13 protein-coding genes and 1 riboswitch are annotated in these 13104 nt (G+C 68.9%); of the genes, 9 read left to right on the forward strand and 4 right to left on the reverse strand.

Annotation, left to right across the window (positions count from 1 at the left end; all coding sequences use genetic code 11):
• Positions 1-65: 65 nt before the first annotated feature.
• Genes ACIA58_RS14300 through ACIA58_RS14325 form a run of 6 tightly spaced genes read left to right on the forward strand, consistent with a single transcriptional unit; the run spans position 66 to position 7385 of the window.
• Positions 66-1280: a Wzz/FepE/Etk N-terminal domain-containing protein gene (locus ACIA58_RS14300; RefSeq protein WP_396404079.1), complete on the forward strand. Its 1215-nt coding sequence runs from the start codon at positions 66-68 to the stop codon at positions 1278-1280.
• Positions 1277-2914, forward strand: a complete 1638-nt coding sequence (locus tag ACIA58_RS14305; protein WP_396404080.1) for a hypothetical protein — start codon at positions 1277-1279, stop codon at positions 2912-2914. Before ACIA58_RS14300 ends, ACIA58_RS14305 begins: the two co-directional genes overlap by 4 nt.
• Complete coding sequence (locus ACIA58_RS14310) at positions 2911-4158, forward strand: O-antigen ligase family protein (protein WP_396404081.1); 1248 nt, start codon at positions 2911-2913, stop codon at positions 4156-4158. The genes ACIA58_RS14305 and ACIA58_RS14310 overlap by 4 nt, the downstream gene beginning before the upstream one ends.
• On the forward strand, positions 4155-5357 hold the full coding sequence (locus ACIA58_RS14315) for a glycosyltransferase (protein ID WP_396404082.1): 1203 nt from the start codon (positions 4155-4157) through the stop codon (positions 5355-5357). Before ACIA58_RS14310 ends, ACIA58_RS14315 begins: the two co-directional genes overlap by 4 nt.
• Positions 5358-5370: 13 nt before the next feature.
• The gene (locus ACIA58_RS14320; RefSeq protein ID WP_396404083.1) at positions 5371-7008 is read left to right on the forward strand and encodes a right-handed parallel beta-helix repeat-containing protein; all 1638 of its coding nucleotides are present in this window, start codon (positions 5371-5373) and stop codon (positions 7006-7008) included.
• The gene (locus ACIA58_RS14325) at positions 7008-7385 is read left to right on the forward strand and encodes a hypothetical protein (protein WP_396404084.1); all 378 of its coding nucleotides are present in this window, start codon (positions 7008-7010) and stop codon (positions 7383-7385) included. The genes ACIA58_RS14320 and ACIA58_RS14325 overlap by 1 nt, the downstream gene beginning before the upstream one ends.
• Positions 7386-7433: 48 nt before the next feature.
• Here the strand turns inward: ACIA58_RS14325 and ACIA58_RS14330 are convergent, their stop codons facing one another.
• The 4 genes from ACIA58_RS14330 to ACIA58_RS14345 all read right to left on the reverse strand — a co-directional run bounded on the left by ACIA58_RS14330 (position 7434) and on the right by ACIA58_RS14345 (position 10905).
• A complete protein-coding gene (locus tag ACIA58_RS14330; RefSeq protein ID WP_396404085.1) occupies positions 7434-7976 on the reverse strand; it encodes an RNA polymerase sigma factor in 543 nt (180 codons plus the stop codon).
• 72 nt (positions 7977-8048) lie between these two features.
• The gene (locus ACIA58_RS14335) at positions 8049-9575 is read right to left on the reverse strand and encodes a sugar transferase (RefSeq protein ID WP_396404086.1); all 1527 of its coding nucleotides are present in this window, start codon (positions 9573-9575) and stop codon (positions 8049-8051) included.
• Positions 9576-9805: 230 nt separating this feature from the next.
• Positions 9806-10081, reverse strand: a complete 276-nt coding sequence (locus ACIA58_RS14340; RefSeq protein ID WP_134097933.1) for a hypothetical protein — start codon at positions 10079-10081, stop codon at positions 9806-9808.
• Positions 10078-10905, reverse strand: a complete 828-nt coding sequence (locus ACIA58_RS14345; RefSeq protein WP_396404087.1) for a PspA/IM30 family protein — start codon at positions 10903-10905, stop codon at positions 10078-10080. The genes ACIA58_RS14340 and ACIA58_RS14345 overlap by 4 nt, the downstream gene beginning before the upstream one ends.
• A 166-nt stretch (positions 10906-11071) precedes the next feature.
• Between ACIA58_RS14345 and ACIA58_RS14350 the strand changes: the two genes are divergently transcribed.
• The 3 genes from ACIA58_RS14350 to ACIA58_RS14360 are packed head-to-tail and all read left to right on the forward strand — an operon-like array spanning position 11072 to position 12916.
• Complete coding sequence (locus tag ACIA58_RS14350; RefSeq protein WP_396404088.1) at positions 11072-11659, forward strand: DUF3043 domain-containing protein; 588 nt, start codon at positions 11072-11074, stop codon at positions 11657-11659.
• A gap of 37 nt (positions 11660-11696) precedes the next feature.
• A complete protein-coding gene (locus ACIA58_RS14355) occupies positions 11697-12707 on the forward strand; it encodes an aldo/keto reductase family protein (protein WP_396404089.1) in 1011 nt (336 codons plus the stop codon).
• Positions 12707-12916, forward strand: coding sequence for a hypothetical protein (locus ACIA58_RS14360; protein ID WP_137254347.1), 210 nt, complete (start codon positions 12707-12709; stop codon positions 12914-12916). The genes ACIA58_RS14355 and ACIA58_RS14360 overlap by 1 nt, the downstream gene beginning before the upstream one ends.
• A gap of 42 nt (positions 12917-12958) precedes the next feature.
• A riboswitch (cobalamin riboswitch) is annotated at positions 12959-13039 on the forward strand.
• Positions 13040-13104: the final 65 nt, after the last annotated feature.

Here is a 13104-nt window from a genome sequence, read left to right on the forward strand (position 1 = left end):
TGTATCACCCTCTGCTCGCCGCCCTCTATTAACAGACAAGAAGTGGCGTTCGACTGGAGGGGACTGTGAGCACGCAGCAGCTCGACGTCAAGAAGTCCTGGCGGGCCATCCGTAGGCATCGCTGGATCGTTGCGGCCGTGGCGGCCGTTGGCCTGCTCGGCGGAGTGGCCGCCGGGTTCCTGGTGCCGCCCCTCCACACCGCGACCTCGCTGGTGGTGCTTCCACCCGCTCCGACGACCGATGCGGAGAAGGCCGCCGGCACGCAGAGCACCGACACGCAGGTGTTCATCGCGGAGAGCGAACCGGTGCTGAAGAGCGCCGGACAGAACCTGAACCCGCCGCTGTCGACCGAGGTCGTCCGCAGCCGGGTCAAGGTCACCGCCGTCACCGACGACGTCATCCAGATCGACGCCAAGGGGACGACGGCCAGCCAGTCGATGGCACTGGCGAACGCTGTCGCCGGGGTTTACCTGGTCTTCGTCACCACGGACCAGAACCTGCCCGGCGATCTGGGGAAGAAAACGGGGGCACGGGTGCTGGAACAGGCGACAACCGCACGCGGTGGGAACATGCCGATTCACCTCGGCATCTACGGTCTGCTCGGCGCCCTGATCGGCGCGGTGGCCGGATCGATCGGCGTACTGGCCAGGGAGCGCGGCGACCGGCGGCTGCGGCTGCGGGACGAGATCGCGGACGCGGTCGGGCTGCCGGTGCTGGCCTCGGTCTCGTCGTACCAGGCGAACGACGTGTCCGACTGGACCTATCTGCTCGAGCATTATTCGCCGACGGCGGTCGAGGCGTGGAGCCTGCGCAAGACGCTGCACCACCTCGGCCTGGACGTGAAAGGCCGGGCGCCGGTCTCGCTGGCGGTCATCTCGTTCGCCGGCGACGACAAGGCGCTGCCACTCGGTCCGCAACTGGCCTCGCTGGCCACCTCGATCGGCATCTCCACCTCGATCGTGGTCGACTCACACCAGGAGCCGTCCGGCGACACGACGCTGAGCATCCACCTGCTCGTCGTCGACAAGGACGAGCCGATCGTGGTCGGCTCCGAGGCGACCACCAATACGATCCTGGCGCTGTCGGCCGGCACCGTGACGGCCGAGGAACTCGCCCGGCTGGCGGTCGCGGCCGCGGCCGACGACCGCTCCATCGACGGCATCGTCGTCACCGATCCGGACCCGACGGATCGCACCATCGGACGCGTCTCCCAGTCGATGCGCCGGTCGAGCTCGCGGCTGCCCACCCTCCTCACCGGCACCGCGAGGAGGACCAAATGAGCAACCAGCCGTACACCGAACCGGTGGTCAGCGAACCGGCGTGGGCGGACGACGACGGGATGTTCGACGACCAGCCGACGAACGCGCATCCGCCGGACGCCCTCGTCACGCTGCGGTTCCTCCGCGACGCCATCCGCCGGCATCTGCGCATCTGGGTCGTGCTCGCCCTGGTCGGCTTCCTGGCCGGGCTCGGCTCCACCTTCGCGGTGCCGGCTCCGAGCGTGTCGGCCACCCGGTTGCTGATCACCCACCGCGACGGTGAGGACCCGACCAAGGCGATGGCCACGGATGTCAGCCTGGCGACCACGCACACCGTGGCGCAGCGCGTGATCGACCTGCTCAAGCTGCCGATCAGCCAGGACGATCTGCTGAAGGAATACACCGTGGTCCCGCAGACCGACCGGGTGCTCCAGATCAGCGCGGCGGGGAAGACCAACGACGAGGCGACCAGGCTGGCCGGCGTGATCGCGCAGGTCTTCCTCATCTACCGCAAAGAGCAGATCGCCTTGCAGGACGCGCCGCTCGTGCGTGACGAGGCCTCGGCCAAGAACGATCTGGCCGTGGCTGAGCAGGCGGTCCGGGCAACTGGCGACGATCCGACCGCGAACGAGCTGAAGCACCCGAACAGCCCGGAGGGGGTCCGGCTCGGCGCCGCCCGCGACCAGTACGTCTACGTCCGGCAGCAGCTGCTCGACTCGCAGGTCGAGGCGTTGCGGATGAACAGCAGCCGGGTGCTCGACGTGGCCGCGCCGGTGCATGTCTCGGCCAAGCGGACGATCGTGCTCAACGCCGCCACCGGCCTGATCGCCGGCCTGTTCATCGGTCTCGCGTTCGTCATCGTTCGCGCGCTGATCTCCGACCGGCTGTGGAAGCGCCAGGACATCGCCCTGGCCCTGGGCGCGCGGATCCGGTTGAGCAGCCCACGCCCGTCGCGCCTGCAACTGCTGCCGCGGCCGCGGTACCTGCGTCCCTCGCAACGCAAGCAGCCGGAAGTTCAGCTGATGATCCGGCACCTCGATCAGCGCATCTTCTGGGGCGAGCACCCCACGCCGGCGATGACCGTGGTCAGCGTCGACGACGTCAACACCTGCGCGCTCGTGGTGGCGTCGCTGGCGGTGGCGTTGGCAGAGGATGGCAAGCATGTCCTGGTCGCCGACCTGACCGAGTCCGGCCGGCTCGCGGCCATGCTCGGGGTGAAGACTCCCGGCACGCACGAGTCGCGCTTCAGCGCGCCCGGCCAGCGCGTCGACGTACACCGCCCCGACCAGACCGCCGGCCCGGCGCAGGGGTGCTACCTGCACCTCAGCGACACCAACCGGCCGGCCAGCTCCGGCGACATCGCGCTCGACTCGGCCTGGGAGGTCGCCGACGTCGTCCTCAGCCTCAGTACGTTGACGCCGGAGCTCGGCGCGGATCACCTGGCCACGTGGGCGTCCCATGCCGCGGTCGTGGTGACCGCGGGCGAGACGACCACCACCAAGATCCAGGCCACCGGCGAGATGCTGCGGCTGGCCGGCCTGGAGATCGAGACCGCCGTCGTACTACGTCCGGACCGCACCGACGAGGGCGTCGGCGTGACCGAGGCCGAGGCCGGCCGGGCGCTGAACGTGGATGTCGAGATGTTCCGCCGATGACCACGATCACCACCCGCCCAGGTAGCCGGCTGACTTCCCGGCCGGCCCATCGCCCGACCAGGCGCGTCGTCGCGCCGGAGGTACGGCGGCGTAGGCGGGTCCAGATGGCCTGGGCACTGATGGTGCTGAACGTGATGACGTTCTTCCCGGGCGCGCCGCACATCCTGCCCATCCCGGGATCGGTCGGCAAGCTCATCGCGCAAGGAGCGCTGATCGGCGCGTTGGTGATGGCGCTGTCGGTGAACCGGCCGGTGCGGATCCGGCCGAGTGTTTTCGTCTTCCTGGTGATGCTGCTGGCGGCGGAAGGGCTGCTGGCCAGCATCCGGGCCGAGTTTCTGTTCGGCGCGCTCTTCCGGGCCGGCCGGCTGTGCGGATTCGCTGTGGTGCTGTGGCTGCTGACGCCGTGGTGGCCCCGCCGCGACATGTTGCTGCTGCGGACGCACCTGATGGTGCTGTGGGCGATCGTCGCTTCGGTGGTCATCGGTCTGCTCGTTGCACCGGGTCTGGCGATGACCGAGAGCCGCCTCGCCGGCGTGCTCTGGCCGATCCCGCCGACGCAGGTCGGGCACTACACCGCGGGGGCCGCCGGCCTCTCGATCGTGCTCTGGATGTCCGGTCACCTCCGCCGCTGGATCGCGCTCACCAGCGTCCTGGTGTGCGTTCCCGTTCTGCTGCTGACCCACACCCGGACGGCGTTGCTCGCGCTGATGGTGGGCGTGCTGGTCGCCGGGCTGAGCCTGTTCACCGGACGCTCGCGGGTTCGCAAGGCGTTCACGATCGGCATTGTCGCGTTCTCGGTCGGAGCACTCACCCTCAGCTCGGTGGTGACGACCTGGCTCGCCCGCGGGCAGGACGCCCAGGAGCTCGGCGCGCTGACCGGACGGAAGGCCGTCTGGGACGCGATCCTGGCCCAGCCACGCTCGACCTTCGAGACTCTGTTCGGCTTCGGGTTGTCCAACAAGTCGTTCAACGGGCTGCCGATCGACAGCAACTGGCTCGGCACGTACTACGACGTGGGGCTCGTCGGGGTGGCGATCACGATCGTGCTCGTGCTGTTCGTACTGATCGCCGCCTGGTTCCGGCCGCAGGGACCGCACCGCGCGGTCGCGCTCTTCCTGGTGGCGTACTGCGTGATCGCGTCGTTCACCGAGAGCGGTCTGAGCGAGGCGTCGTCGTACCTGCTCGACCTGACGCTGGCCGCGTCACTCGTCTACAACACGTCGACCCGCGAGGGACCGCGATGAAGATCCTGCTGGTACACAACAGATATCGCTCGACCGCCCCGAGCGGCGAGAACCGGGTGGTCGATCAGGAGAGCGCGGCGCTGACCGCACTCGGGCACGACGTCCGGCACTTCGAGCAGCACAGCGACGACATCGAGAACTGGCCCTCCTGGCAGAAGGCGACGCTGCCCGGCCGGGTCGTCTGGAACCCGACGAGCCGGCGCGACCTGGCCGCGGCCCTGGCCGAGGACCGGCCCGATGTGGTGCACGTCCACAACACGTTCCCGCTGCTCAGTCCGTCCGTGCTGTACGCGTGCCGCTCCGCCGGCGTGCCCGTGGTGATCACCCTGCACAACTACAAGCTGCTTTGCGCCAGCGGTGACTTCTTCCGCAACGGCGAGGTGTGCCACGACTGCGCCGGCGGCAACCCGGCATCCGCGGTCGTCCACCGCTGCTACCGCGGGTCCGCGCTGGCAACGTCGGCCACGGTCCTGAACGCGCGAGGTCACCGCCGCAGCTGGCGCCGCCTCGTCTCGGCGTACATCTTCATCTCCCAGTCCCAGCGTCGCTTGCTCGGAGCAATGGACTTCGATCCGGACCGGTCGTTCGTGAAGCCCAACGCCGTTCCGTACGACGGTCCCGTCGGCGGGCCGCGGCAACGGCAGGTGACGTACGTCGGCCGCCTCGACGCGGCCAAGGGCGCTCCCCTGCTGATGAAGGGCTGGGACGCCTACCGCGCCGTCGCCGGGGACGACGCGCTCCGGCTCGTCATCGCCGGCGGCGGCCCGATGCTGGACGAGGTGACCGCCTGGGCGGCTACCCGGCCGTCGGTCGAGCTCCGCGGCTTGATGAACAAGCAGCAGGTCTTCGAGGTGATCGGTCGGTCCCGGGGCGTCGTACTGCCCTCGGAGTGGGAGGAGACGTTCGGTCTGGTGGTCGTCGAGGCGATGGCGGTCGGTGTGCCGCCGCTGGCGTCGGGCCACGGGTCGTTCCCCGAACTGATCACGGACGGGGTCGACGGCGCGCTGTTCGAGCCGGGCCGTCCGGACGCCCTGGCGAAGGTGCTGCTGGACGTCGACGCGTCCCCCGCGCGCTACGAGGAGCTCGGCCGGCAGGCGCGCACGACGTACGAGACGAAACACCGGCCGGAACAGAGCATCGAGCAACTGCTCGAGATCTACCGGTACGCGATCGAACACCCTGTCACCGCCCACAGCTGAGGTCGAGGACGCCATGCCCCCCGAAGGAAACACCACCCCGCGCCGCGAGCCGTCCACCGGACGCGCCTGGTACCGCCGTCCGCCCGCACTGGCGACCGGAGGGCTCGTCGTCGTCGCGGCCCTGGTCGCCGCTGGGATCACCGTCCGGAACAACGGCTCGCCCGAGGACGCAGACAATGCCGCGTCCGCAGCGCCGGGAGTCACGTCGTCGCCTGCCCCGCCGGCGCCGACAGCGCCGCCGGCGAAGGTCTGTGGGAACGCGAAGGCGCTGGCCGGCCCCGCCACCGCTCCGGCCGGGGCGGTCGTGGTCAGCACCACGCAGAACCTGAACGAGCTCACCACCAGCAACCCGGCCCGAACCACCTTCTGGCTGGCGCCGGGGACCCACCGACTCGGCACCGCTCAGTTCGCCCAGGTCATCCCGAAGGACGGCAACGTGTACATCGGGGCGCCAGGGGCGGTCCTGGACGGTGGCAAGAAGAACCGCTACGCGTTCACCGGGTACGCCACTGGGGTCACGGTGAAGAATCTGACCATCCAGAACTTCGGGGCGCCGCGGACCAACAACGACGAGGGTGTGGTCAACCACGACTCCGGCGCACGCTGGACAGTGGAGTCCAACACGATCCGGGACAACGCCGGCGCCGGGCTGATGGTCGGCGACCACAACGTCGTCCGTGGCAACTGCCTGTCGGAGAACGGCCAGTACGGCTTCAACGCGTACAACCCCGGCAAGGTGTCCGGCATCACCATCGAGCGCAACGAGATCGCCGGCAACAACACCGACGACTGGGAACGGCTCAAGGGCGGCTGCGGCTGCACCGGCGGCGGCAAGTTCTGGGAGGTCACCGGGGCGATCGTGCGGGCCAACTGGGTGCACGACAACCACAGCGCCGGATTGTGGGCGGACACCAACAACACCGGCTTCGTGATCGAGGGCAACTACATCTCCGGCAACTCGGCCGAGGGCTTGATCTACGAGACCAGCTACAACGCGGGGATCCGTGGCAACGCATTCGTTCGCAACGGTCTCGGCAAGGGGCCGGAGAACTCGGGCTTCCCGACGCCCGCGCTGTACATCTCCGAGTCCGGTAGCGACCCACGGGCGCCCGGCCTGTTCAACCAGACCTTCGAGATCAGCGGGAACGTCTTCAACGACAACTGGGCCGGCGTCGTGCTGTGGGAGAACGCCGACCGGTTCGCCGGGTCACCGGCGAACACCAGCACCGGCTCGGGCACCTTGGTGAACACGTCCGTCGTCTCCGCCAAGACCTGCAACGCCAAGACCATCCTCACCCAGCCGTACCGCAGCGACTGCCGGTGGAAGACGCAGAACGTGCGGGTACACGACAACATCTTCTCGCTCGACCCGGACAACATCGGGAAGACCTGCGCCGTCCGCACCGGCTGCGGCTACAACGGGCTGTTCTCCAACTGGGGCACGTTCCCGAGCTGGTCGCCGTACAAGAACGCCACCATCCAGGACGCGATCACGTTCCACCAGGGCAACCGGTTCTTCAACAACACGTACTCCGGTCCGTGGAACTTCATCGTGCACGAACAGGGCAACCGGGTGAACTGGGCCAGCTGGCAGGGTGCTCCGTACGGGCAGGACTCCGACAGCGTGATCAAAGTGAGCGGAGAGCGGTGATGATCGGGCCTCCGGAGCGGGCCGTCGGTGAGCAGATCGCCTTGCTCCGCTCGGTCGGGTACGCCGCGTTCGGGCGGCACGAGCGCGATCTCGACGTACTCGACCTGGTCTTCGACAGCATCATCGACGCGCCCGGAACCGGCGACGTACGCCGGCTGCGGTTCTCCGGTCACGGCATCACGCTCGACGTGGACATCCACGAGACCGGCCGGACCGGCCTGACCATCGAGCTGCGGGTCTCGCCGTCCGGCCCGGTGGTGGTCGAGTCCCGGGGCGGCGACGCCGAGGGACCGACCGGGGCCCGGCTGGTCAGCTTCCTGCTCCGCTGGCCGGGGACAGCACAACGCCCGGTCCGGACCGCGTGGATCATGCTCTGAACCGAATCAGCTGCGCATGATCTACGGCCCTGACCGGGCTCTGCTGCCTCAGGAGGCAAGCAGCAGTCTGAGCTTCTCCAGGCAACGGCCGCGGATCGGGCCGATGCTGCCGATCGGGATCCCGATCGTCGCGGAGATCTCCGCGTACGGCGCCGGCGGGTCGGCCATCAGCATGCCGAGCAGCTGCTGCCACCGGTCCGGCAGGCTTTCCAGCGCCCGCCGTACGTCGTCGGCCCGCTCGCCGGCCAGCAGGTCGGCGTCCAGCTCGGGCAGGTCATCGGCCACGTCCTCGAACGCGGTCGCCTCGTAGGTCAGCAGCACCCGCTTGCGGAACGCCAGCACCCGCAGGCATTCGCGGCGGGTGGTGACGACCAGCCAGGCGCCGACCCGCTCGGGGTCGACCCGGTTGACGTGTTCGAGCAACCGCAGCCAGACCATCTGCGAGACGTCGGCGGCGTCGCTGTCGCTCAGCCGGAAACTGCGGGTTACGGCCCAGACGAGCCGCGCATAGTGGTCGACCAGCCGGCTCCAGGCCCCTTGGTCCCCCGCCGCGGCCCCGATCACCAAGGTCGCGGCTTCGGATCGGGCCACGCCTGATCCTTCCAGTACAGCAGTCACGAATTCCCCCCTCGGGAATGCAAAGATCTTGAAACCAGCACCGCCCTAGTACGCGCCGTCGCTCCCCAGCACGGCACGAGCGGTCTTCCACAAAATGAGCAGGTCCAGCGCGATCGACCAGTTGTCGGCGTACCGCAGGTCGAGCCGCATCGACTCCTCCCAGGTCAGGTCGCTGCGACCGCTGACCTGCCACAGGCCGGTCAGGCCCGGCTTCACGAGCATCCGGCGCGCGTCGTCGATCGCGTACTGCGCGACCTCGGCCGGTAGCGGCGGCCGCGGCCCGACCAGTGACATGTCCCCCCGGAGCACGTTCACCAGCTGGGGCAGCTCGTCGATCGAGAACCGCCGCAGGTACTTGCCGACCTTGGTGATCCGCGGGTCGTCACGCATCTTGAACAGGATCCCGTTGCCCTGGTTCAAGGCGTGCAGCTCGGCCTTGCGGGCCTCCGCGTCGGCCACCATCGTGCGGAACTTCAGCATCTGGAACTGCTCGCCGCCGCGACCCACCCGGGTCTGCCGGAACAGCACCGGCCCACGACTGGTGAGCTTCACCAGCAGCGCGGTGACCAGCAGGATCGGCGAGACCCCGAGCAGCAGCATGAATCCGACCACGCGGTCGAAGATGCTCTTCAGCACGTGCGGCCCACCGCTCACCGACGGCCGCTCCAGGTGCAGCAACGACAGGCCGGCGACCGGGCGGATCGAGATCCGCGGACCGGCGACCTCGACGATGCCCGGCGAGACGATCAGCTCGACGCCGCGCTGTTCGAGCGCCCAGGACAGCTTGCGCAGCTGGTGCCCGGCCAGCTCCGGGTCGGTGGCCACCGCGACCACCTCGACGTCGAACTGGTCGACACCGGCCAGGATGTCCATCTCGGTCCGGCCCAGCCGTTCGAACTCGGCGTCTTCGAACACGTCGCCGCGCGGCAGGCAACTGGCCACCACGACGTACCCGTCGGCGGGCCGCTCCTCCAGGTGCCGCGTCAGCGTCATCACCTGGTCGTTGCGTCCGACAACGAGTACCCGGCGCATGCACCGGCCGGCGAACCGCCGCCAGGAGATCTGCCGGTGCAGGAACCAGCGGCCGACCATCGCGGCCACGCAGGTCGTCGGCACCGCGAGTACGACGAACCCACGAGCAACTTCGCTCTTGGTCGCGTACGACGTGATCGCGACCAGCGCGGTCAGCGCCACGGCGGCCCGGATGATCGAGCGGAACTCCTCCGGCCCGGTGCCGAAGTACCGGGTCTCGTAGCCGCGCTGCAAGGCCACACACGCGATCCAGGCCACCGGCAGCAGTGCGCCCAGCACGAAGTAGCCAAGGTTGATCTGGGCTCCGAACCGGGCCACCAGCGCCAACGCGGCGCCGATCACGCCGGCGCCGAGATCGGCCGCCAAGGATGCCCGACGGTACTTCGCCACCCAGCGCGCCTCGGTGAACCGGGCCGAGCGCGGCAGCACAGCCGGCACTTCGTCCGGAACGACCCAGACCGGCCGACGACGCTCCCCTGACGGCGCCGGCCGTAGATCAGCCGGTTCAGCAAGCCCTTCGGACATGACAAACTCAGTCACGCACAGTCACCCCCCACAGGTGATACCGAAACCCGCGACCAACCCACTCCCCGTCACGGACCTCGCCCAACGCCGCCCCCACAACGGCGTGTCCCAGACAGTACTACGGGAACGCGGCGGACAACAGCACTGGCCACGAGTGTTTACCCGTGCGCCACCCGCCGCCCGGCAAAAGACCCCTGGGGCCCAATTTCTGGGCCCCAGGGGTCTCGTTCGACTACTCGAAGTGATCAGCCGGCGATCAAGCCGTCGCCGCTGATCAGTTCACGCATCTCGGCGAGCGAGCTGTCCGACGGGGGCAGGATGGCGTCGGAGTCGTGCAGCTCGTCGTCCGGCACCTTCTCACCGGACCGGACGAAGTCGAGCAGCGCGGCGAAGGCGGACTGGTAGGCCGTCTCGTCCCCGGACGACACGGCCTTCTCCAGGTCGCCGTCGACCGTGTTCAGCGCGTCGAGCTTCTCGTCGGCCAGTCGCCACTGACCCTCACCCATGATGCGAACGATCACCGAACATCTCCGTCCTGAGGTCTCACCGGCTCGGCGGCCGGCTGCTGCACTGGCTGCTGGGCGGTCTGGGCGGACTGCGGGGCCGCGCCCTGTGCCTCACCGGAGATCTCCTTCGGCGCGCTGCCTCCGGAGAGCTGGGCCTTCATCGCGGCCAGCTCGTTCTCCACGTCGGAGCCGGACGACATCCGGTCCAGCTCCAGGGTGATGTTGTCCTTGACCGTGCCGCTGGCGTCGTCGAGCGCGCCGGAGGCGAGCAGCTCGTCGATCGCACCGGCCCGGGCCTGCATCTGCTGGGTCTTGTCCTCGGCCCGCTGGACCGCCAGACCGACGTCGCTCATCTCCTCGGAGATACCGGAGAAGGCCTCGTTGATCCGGGTCTGCGCCTCGGCCGCGGTGTAGGTGGCCTTGATGGTCTCCTTGCGGGTCCGGAACGACTCGACCTTGGCCTGCAGCCGCTGGGAGGCGAGCGTCAGCTTCTCCTCCTCACCCTGCAGCTGGGCGTGCTGGGTGGTCAGGTCGTCGATCTGCCCCTGCAGCCCGGACTTGCGGGTCAGAGCCTCCCGGGCCAGGTCCTCACGGCCCATCGAGAGCGCCTTCTGGGCCTGTTCCTGCAGCTTCGCCGACTGGGACTGCAGCTGGGAGGCCTGCAACTCCACCCGCTTGCGGCTGGTGGCGACGTCGGCCACGCCCCGCCGTACCTTCTGGAGCAGCTCGAGCTGCTTCTGATACGAGTAGTCAAGGGTTTCGCGAGGATCCTCGGCCTTGTCCAGGGCGGAGTTCGCCTTGGCCTTGAAGATCGTCGACATCCGCCTGAAGATGCTCATCGATATCCGTACCCCTTCTGCGCCGGACTGACGACCCGGCGTGCGTGTCATCCACCCTATGTCCCTATGGGTCACCACACCATCAGGACCGGCCCCGATAAAGTGGTAAGGAGGTCCGGGGACCACCCCGAGTCGCGACCTGCCCTGCGAATGAGGTTCTGACCCCGTGTTCCGTCGTTCCAAGTCTGAAACAGCTACCACCGTACCCGCCGAGCCCCAGGGCAAGCCGGGAGGCAAGGGCCGCCCGACCCCGAGCCGCCGCGACGCCGAGGCGGCGCGCAAGGCCGGGTTCAAAAAGCCACGCAACCGCAAGGAAGCCTCGGCGATCCGGCGGGAGAAGGTCCGCACCGAGCGGTCCAAGATGCAGGCGGCGATGCAGACCGGCGACGACCGGTACCTGCCGGCCGCCGACAAGGGCCCGGTCCGGCGGTTCGCCCGCGACTACGTCGACGCCCGGTACTCCGTGATGGAGTTCGCGCTGCCGGTCCTGCTGGTGGTGTCGCTGGTCGGCGTGGTGTTCTCGCCGCAGTTCCCGTGGCTGGCCGGGATGGTCAACCTGCTGTTCCTGGCGATGATCCTGCTGATCGCGGCGGACTGGTTCCTGCTGACGGGCGGCCTGAAGAAGTCGGTCGGGATCAAGTTCCCGAAGGAGTCCACCAAGGGCATCGGGTTCTACGCGGTCCGGCGGACCATGCAGATGCGCCGCTGGCGGATGCCCAAGCCGATGGTGAAACGCGGGGAACGGCCGCACTGAGAAAATTGGCCTCCTGATCGGACTGTAGGGTCGGCCTATGGACTTTCGCTTTCTCGGCAACAGCGGTTTGAAGGTCAGCGAGATCTCGTACGGCAACTGGCTCACGCACGGGTCGCAGGTGGAGAACGAGCAGGCCAAGGCCTGTGTGCGGGCGGCCCTGGAGGCCGGTATCACGACGTTCGACACCGCCGACACCTACGCCAACACGGCGGCCGAGTCGGTGCTCGGCGAGGCGCTGGCCGGTGAGCGACGCGAGTCGCTGGAGATCTTCACCAAGGTCTACTGGCCGACCGGCCCGAAGGGGCCGAACGACACCGGCCTGTCCCGCAAGCACATCCACGAGTCGATCAACGGTTCGCTGAAGCGGCTCGGGACCGACTACGTCGACCTCTACCAGGCGCACCGGTTCGACACCGAGACGCCGCTGGAGGAGACGATGGAGGCGTTCGCCGACGTCGTCCGGCAGGGCAAGGCGCTCTACATCGGCGTCTCCGAGTGGACCGCGGAGCAACTGCAGGAGGGCCACCGGCTGGCCCGTGAGCTGCGCATCCCGTTCGTCTCGAACCAGCCGCAGTACAGCATGCTCTGGCGGGTGATCGAGGCCGAGGTGGTGCCGGCCTCGGAGGAGCTCGGCATCGGCCAGGTGGTGTTCTCGCCGATCGCGCAGGGCGTGCTCACCGGCAAGTACCTGCCCGGTCAGCAGCCGCCGGAGGGCTCGCGGGCCACCGACGAGAAGGGCGGCGCGACGTTCATCAAGCGGTTCCTGACCGACGACGTACTGACCCGGGTGCAGGAGCTGAAGCCGATCGCGGCCGAGGTCGACCTGTCGCTGTCGCAGCTTGCGGTCGCCTGGGTCCTGCAGAACCCGAACGTCTCCTCCGCGATCGTCGGCGCCTCCCGGCCCGAGCAGGTCACCGAGAACGTGAAGGCTTCCGGCGTGAAGCTGGACGACGGCCTGCTGAAGCGGATCGACGAGGTCCTCGGCGGCATCGTCGAGCGCGACCCGGCCAAGACCGCGCAGAACTCACCGCAGGCCCGGGTGGCGTGATGAGCTGGAGCTGGCGGTTCGAGACCGCGTCCGGCGCCCTGGTCGACCCGGGTGAGGTCGGCGGGGCGGAGTTCTCGGCGCAGGGCGACGCGGAGAGCTGGCTGGGTGAGGTCTGGCGCGACCTGGCCGACCGCGGCGTCAGCCAGGTGTACCTGCTGGAGGACAACCGCGAGGTCTACGGGCCGATGAGCCTGTCTTCGGCCGAGTGAGCACAGAGTAGGCTTCGGTCGAACCAAACGCCTGCGTCACAGGGAAGCCGGTCGAAGTCCGGCGCTGACCCGCAACCGTAGGCCACCCCTCCGCAACCGGACCAGGGTGGCGAGCCGGAACACTGTGACGCAGGCGGTCAGGCTCACCTACCCGCCGAGGCCCGCGGGTGGAGCCCTACCCTGCCGGT

The organism is Kribbella sp. NPDC051586 (assembly GCF_044453965.1).
GTDB lineage: Bacteria > Actinomycetota > Actinomycetes > Propionibacteriales > Kribbellaceae > Kribbella.

Excerpts from the sequence above, each read along its gene's own strand:
- ACIA58_RS14305 (WP_396404080.1), top strand. The coding sequence starts at position 1,277 with ATGAGCAACCAGCCGTACACCGAACCGGTGGTCAGCGAACCGGCGTGG.
- ACIA58_RS14310 (WP_396404081.1), top strand. The coding sequence starts at position 2,911 with ATGACCACGATCACCACCCGCCCAGGTAGCCGGCTGACTTCCCGGCCG.
- ACIA58_RS14315 (WP_396404082.1), top strand. The coding sequence starts at position 4,155 with ATGAAGATCCTGCTGGTACACAACAGATATCGCTCGACCGCCCCGAGC.
- ACIA58_RS14320 (WP_396404083.1), top strand. The coding sequence starts at position 5,371 with ATGCCCCCCGAAGGAAACACCACCCCGCGCCGCGAGCCGTCCACCGGA.
- ACIA58_RS14325 (WP_396404084.1), top strand. The coding sequence starts at position 7,008 with ATGATCGGGCCTCCGGAGCGGGCCGTCGGTGAGCAGATCGCCTTGCTC.
- ACIA58_RS14345 (WP_396404087.1), bottom strand. The coding sequence starts at position 10,905 with ATGAGCATCTTCAGGCGGATGTCGACGATCTTCAAGGCCAAGGCGAAC.
- ACIA58_RS14355 (WP_396404089.1), top strand. The coding sequence starts at position 11,697 with ATGGACTTTCGCTTTCTCGGCAACAGCGGTTTGAAGGTCAGCGAGATC.
- ACIA58_RS14360 (WP_137254347.1), top strand. The coding sequence starts at position 12,707 with ATGAGCTGGAGCTGGCGGTTCGAGACCGCGTCCGGCGCCCTGGTCGAC.